At 74.7% G+C, this 4,440-nt stretch carries 7 protein-coding genes; 2 read left to right on the top strand and 5 right to left on the bottom strand.

What is annotated here, in order from left to right; translation table 11 throughout:
* Window positions 1-37: 37 nt before the first annotated feature.
* The 4 genes from ACOV8S_RS12615 to ACOV8S_RS12600 form a co-directional block, all read right to left on the bottom strand.
* A complete protein-coding gene (locus ACOV8S_RS12615) occupies window positions 38-556 on the bottom strand; it encodes a SixA phosphatase family protein (protein ID WP_448317873.1) in 519 nt (172 codons plus the stop codon).
* 78 nt (window positions 557-634) lie between these two features.
* Window positions 635-826: a hypothetical protein gene (locus tag ACOV8S_RS12610; protein ID WP_448317872.1), complete on the bottom strand. Its 192-nt coding sequence runs from the start codon at window positions 824-826 to the stop codon at window positions 635-637.
* 329 nt (window positions 827-1,155) lie between these two features.
* Window positions 1,156-1,269 carry an SGM_5486 family transporter-associated protein gene (locus ACOV8S_RS12605; RefSeq protein ID WP_290429745.1) on the bottom strand — a complete coding sequence of 38 codons (114 nt, stop codon included), beginning with the start codon at window positions 1,267-1,269 and terminating at the stop codon, window positions 1,156-1,158.
* Between the two features lie 45 nt (window positions 1,270-1,314).
* Complete coding sequence (locus tag ACOV8S_RS12600; protein WP_448317871.1) at window positions 1,315-2,691, bottom strand: CynX/NimT family MFS transporter; 1,377 nt, start codon at window positions 2,689-2,691, stop codon at window positions 1,315-1,317.
* 81 nt (window positions 2,692-2,772) lie between these two features.
* On the opposite strand from ACOV8S_RS12600, the gene ACOV8S_RS12595 reads away from it, so the two are divergent.
* Window positions 2,773-3,450: a FadR/GntR family transcriptional regulator gene (locus ACOV8S_RS12595; protein ID WP_448317870.1), complete on the top strand. Its 678-nt coding sequence runs from the start codon at window positions 2,773-2,775 to the stop codon at window positions 3,448-3,450.
* A 99-nt stretch (window positions 3,451-3,549) separates the two neighbouring features.
* Complete coding sequence (locus tag ACOV8S_RS12590; RefSeq protein ID WP_448317868.1) at window positions 3,550-3,972, top strand: pyridoxamine 5'-phosphate oxidase family protein; 423 nt, start codon at window positions 3,550-3,552, stop codon at window positions 3,970-3,972.
* A gap of 55 nt (window positions 3,973-4,027) precedes the next feature.
* Here ACOV8S_RS12590 and ACOV8S_RS12585 read toward each other — a convergent pair whose 3' ends face one another.
* Window positions 4,028-4,345, bottom strand: a complete 318-nt coding sequence (locus ACOV8S_RS12585; protein ID WP_448317866.1) for a hypothetical protein — start codon at window positions 4,343-4,345, stop codon at window positions 4,028-4,030.
* Between the last annotated feature and the right edge of the window lie 95 nt (window positions 4,346-4,440).

The following is a 4,440-nucleotide window of genomic DNA, read 5'->3' as shown; positions in this document are numbered from 1 at the left end:
CCGCGCCGGGCAGGTGCCCCGCGCGGCGCGCCGTCGGTCACTTGGAGGGCGCCCAGTAGTCGCTGAGCGTGCACACGCCGGGCTCCAGGGTCTTCCAGGAACCGTTGAAGGTGAGCACCGCGTAGGCGGCGGTGGGGAAGCCGCGCCGGACCATGCGGTCCCGGGCGTCGCCCTCGGCGGAGCCGGCGAGCACCTCGGCGAGCCCGTGCATGCCGGGGTTGTGGCCGATCATGAGGACGTTGCGCACCTCGTCGGGCGTCTCGTTCAGCACCGCGACGAGCTGGCCGGGCGTCGCCTCGTAGATCCGCTCCTCGTAGACCGTGCGGGGCCGCCGGGGGAACTCGTGGACGGCGAGCTTCCACGTCTCACGGGTGCGGGCGGCGGTGGAGCACAGGGCCAGGTCGAGGGGGACGCCGGAGTCGGCGAGCTTGCGCCCGGCGACCGGGGCGTCCATGCGCCCCCGCTCGGCGAGCGGCCGTTCGTGGTCGGCGACCTCGGGCCAGTCGGCCTTGGCGTGCCGGAAGAGGACGATCGTGCGGGGTTCTGCGACGCTCATGGATCCCAGCTTGGCATGAAAAAGGCGGCACGTCGCAGGGAGTTGGCAGGCGTCACCGCACCGGGGCGGAGGAGAGCCTCAGCGGCCCGCGAATTGCGCCAGCCGGGTGAACAGGTCCCCGGGGCCCGGGCCCGCGGCCGGGTCGGAGACCAGAAGGAGCAGCGACACGAAGGCGAGCACCGGCAGGACCACGCCCCACCAGGGCAGCCTCGCGGCTGCGCCGTCGCCCGCCGCCGGAGCGGGGCAGGAGGTCGTCGTACGGACCGGCATGATGCCTCCGGATGCTGTAGGGCGCGTCCCAGCCCTCGTCGGGCCGATGGCCTTCCCAGGGCCACGTCCTCGACGCTACGCACCGGGGGCCCCGCGTCACATCCGGTGATCCACCCATTCGACCCTGAGGACCGTCCCCTAGGGGATGGTGGGGACAGCCCCACCCCCGGCTGCGCGGGAGGCCATGGCGGGACCGGCCGGGGCAGGTCACGGCCACGGGCGGCCCGGAGGCCGCGGTCGGCCGGGCATCCCGGTCAGGGGCGGTCCGGTCCAAGGCAGCCCGGTCAGAGGGCAGCCCGGTCAGGGGCGGTCCGTCGGAGGCGGTCCGGTCAGGGGGCGGCGATCGTGGCGATGACGCCGATGATCACCATGATGAGCAGGAACGAGCCGAGGACGAGCAGCAGCTTCTTCTGGCCGTTCTGGGGGTTCGGGTCGAGCACCATGGCCCCAGTCTCCCATCCCGGCGGGACCCGCCTTCGACCGGGGCGTCAGCGGGTCGCGGCGGTCGCCGGCTCCTCGCGAGGGGCGAGTTCGTCCTCGATCGTGCTGTTCCGGCCCGCCAGGACGCCGAACAGCATCTGCGGGATCATCAGGGCGGCCATCAGCGAGAGCGGCAGGCCCCAGCCGCCACTGTGCTGGTAGAGGACGCCGACCAGCACCGGGCCGGGGATGGAGATCAGGTAGCCCGTGCTCTGGGCGAACGCGGAGAGGCGGCCCACGCCCTCGCCGGTCCGGGCGCGCATGCCGACCATGGTGAGGGCGAGCGGGAAGGCGCAGTTGGCGATGCCCAGCAGGAGCGCCCAGAGCCAGGCTCCGGCCGCCGGGGCGATGATCAGTCCGGCGTAGCCGGCGAGCCCGCTGATGCCCAGGGCGACGACCATCGGGCCCTGATGGGGCAGCCGGGCGGCCAGCCGGGGGATGACGAAGGAGAGCGGGACGCCCATCACCATGCTGACGGCGAGCAGCACCCCGGCCGTCCCGGCGGAGACGCCGGCGTCGCGGAAGATCTGGGCGAGCCAGCCCATCGTGACGTAGGCGCAGGTGCCCTGGAGGCCGAAGAAGACGGCGAGGGCCCAGGCGGTGCGGCTGCGGGTGATGCTGCGCATCGGCGGGCGGGCCGCGGCGGGAGCCGTCGCACCGGCGCCGCCCCGCGCCGCGGGACCACCGCGGGTTCCGCCCGAACGGCCGCGGAGGCGCAGACGACCGGTGCCGGCGGCCCGGTCGCGTACCAGCGGGAGCCAGGCGAGGACGGCGGCACCGGCGAGCAGCGACCAGGCGGCCAGGCCCAGGCGCCAGTCGCCGCCGAGGGCGCCGGTCAGCGGCACGGTGAAGGCGGCGGCCGAGGAGGTGCCGAGGGCCAGGGCCATCGAGTAGAGGCCGGTCATGGGCCCCACACGGTCGGGGAACCGCTCCTTGACGATGACCGGCATGAGGATGTTGCCGACGGCGATGCCCATCAGGGCCAGCGCGGTGGCGCCGAGCAGCCCGGCGGTGGAACCCGCCCAGGGGCGGATCAGCAGTCCCGCCGCGACGGCGGCCATACCGGCGCAGACCACCGCGGCGGCGCCGAAACGGCGGGCCAGGCGGGGCGCGGCGACGCCGAAGACGGCGAAGCAGAGGGAGGGCACCGAGGTGAGCAGTCCGGCCACCGAACCGCTCATGCCGAAGCCGTCGCGGACCTCCTCGAGCAGGGCGCCGAGGCTGGTGACGGCGGGGCGCAGGTTGAGCGCCGCCAGCACGACGGCGGCCACCAGCAGCTGGGTGCGCCAGGCCGGGGCCGCGGCGGGAGCGTCGCCGCTCGGGGTGACCGGCCGCCGGGCCGGGATCTCGGTCGCCTCGCGTGAGGCAGTGCGCCCATCAGACATACGACCATCATAGAATCATGGGATGATTGGCTGTCCAGTCCGTCCGGCTCCCGGCCGGCCCGCCTCGTGCGAAGGTGTGCCATGCCTTTGACCCACCCCCGTCGCTCGGCACTGTCCGAACAGGTCATCGCGGCCCTGCGAACGCAGATCACCTCCGGCGAGTGGCCCGTCGGCTCGCGGATCCCCACCGAGCCCGAACTGGTCGAGCAGCTGGGCGTGGCCCGCAACACCGTCCGCGAGGCGGTGCGGGCGCTCGCGCACAACGGTCTGCTGGACATCCGGCAGGGGTCGGGCACCTACGTGGTGGCCACCAGCGAGCTGGCGGGCGTGATGCACCGCCGTTTCGCGGACGCCGATCCGCGGCACGTCGCCGAGCTGCGCTCCTCCCTGGAGGCGAGCGCCGCGTCGCTGGCCGCCGAGCGGCGCACCGAGCGGGACCTGCGGCAGCTTCGGGCGCTGCTGGCGCGCCGGGAGGAGGCGTGGCGGTCCGGGGAGATCGAGGCGTTCGTGACGGCCGACACCGGCTTCCACATGGCGGTGGTCGCGGCGTCCCACAACGACGTGATGACCGCGCTGTACGCGGACCTCGGCGAGGTGCTGCGGGAGTGGCTGCGCGGGGACGTGGGGGCTGCTCTCACCCCGGAGACGTACATGGACCACGCTCCGCTGGTGGAGGCGATCCGGGACGGCGACGCGGAGACGGCGGCGCGGGAGGCGGCGAGTTACCCGCTGTCCTGCCGTCCGGGGCGCGCGGACTGACCGACAGCTCTGGCGGCGGAAGCGGTCGGACGGCGGAAGCGGCCGGGCGGCGGAAGCGGTCGGACGGCGGAAGCGGCCGGCGGGTTCTACGGTCGAGGTATGGCGCTTACCAAGGACGAACGTGAGGCGTTCCTGTCGGAGCCGTTGACGGCGACGCTGGGTGTGGCGGCGGGACCGGGGAGGGGGCCGCTGCTGGTACCGCTCTGGTACGGGTACGAGCCGGGCGGGCTGCCGTGGATCCTGACCGGGCGCGACTCGCGCAAGGCGGCGCTGATCGCCGAGACGGGGCGGTTCTCGCTGCTGGTGCAGCGGCTGACGCCGACGGTGCGGTACGTGTCGGTGGAGGGGCCGGTCGTCGAGTCGCTCACCGCGACGGCGGAGCACGTGCGGGAGATCGCGGGGCGGTACCTGTCCGGGGCGGCGCTCGAGGGGTACCTGGCGTCGCCTGCGGCGGTGGAGGAGTCGGTGGTGCTGCGGATCAGCCCGCAGCGGTGGACGTCGTCGGACCTCGGTTCCTGGTAGCGGGCGGTACGGAGTCCTGCCGGCCGGGCCGGGTCGATGTTCGCCTTGTGACGTCTCAGAGCGGGCGGTGGCTGACCCAGGCCGAGGTGACCTCCTTCCAGCAGCGGCCGGTGAGGTCGGCGGCGCGGGCCGGGGTGATGTCGGCGGGGGCGCCGTCGGTGTCGACGTCCCACCAGCGGGCGCATTCGACGTGGAGGCGGACGCGGTCCGTGCGGGAGTTGGGGTTGTGGCAGTGGGCGGTCACCGTCGAGCCGGTGACCTTCACGGTGCAGTCGGCGCCGGCCTCCGCGGAGGCGGGGGTCGGGGCGGCGGGGGCGAGCACGGCGAGGGCGGCGGCGGTCAGGGCCGCGGGGGTGGTGCGGCGGGGGGTCATCGCGCCTCCCGGGGGTGGAGTACGTCCCCAGGCTGCCGCGTGCGGGGGTGCGCGGCCCTTCCGGTTCCGCCGCACGGGTGACGGTTCGCCCGGGG

The organism is Streptomyces sp. CO7, from assembly GCF_053474865.1.
This window is presented reverse-complemented; position numbering and strand designations above follow the sequence as displayed.

Bases quoted from the DNA above. Each gene is read 5' to 3' on its own strand.
- ACOV8S_RS12615 (WP_448317873.1), bottom strand. From the start codon at position 556: ATGAGCGTCGCAGAACCCCGCACGATCGTCCTCTTCCGGCACGCCAAG.
- ACOV8S_RS12610 (WP_448317872.1), bottom strand. From the start codon at position 826: ATGCCGGTCCGTACGACGACCTCCTGCCCCGCTCCGGCGGCGGGCGAC.
- ACOV8S_RS12605 (WP_290429745.1), bottom strand. From the start codon at position 1,269: ATGGTGCTCGACCCGAACCCCCAGAACGGCCAGAAGAAGCTGCTGCTC.
- ACOV8S_RS12600 (WP_448317871.1), bottom strand. From the start codon at position 2,691: ATGTCTGATGGGCGCACTGCCTCACGCGAGGCGACCGAGATCCCGGCC.
- ACOV8S_RS12595 (WP_448317870.1), top strand. From the start codon at position 2,773: ATGCCTTTGACCCACCCCCGTCGCTCGGCACTGTCCGAACAGGTCATC.
- ACOV8S_RS12590 (WP_448317868.1), top strand. From the start codon at position 3,550: ATGGCGCTTACCAAGGACGAACGTGAGGCGTTCCTGTCGGAGCCGTTG.
- ACOV8S_RS12585 (WP_448317866.1), bottom strand. From the start codon at position 4,345: ATGACCCCCCGCCGCACCACCCCCGCGGCCCTGACCGCCGCCGCCCTC.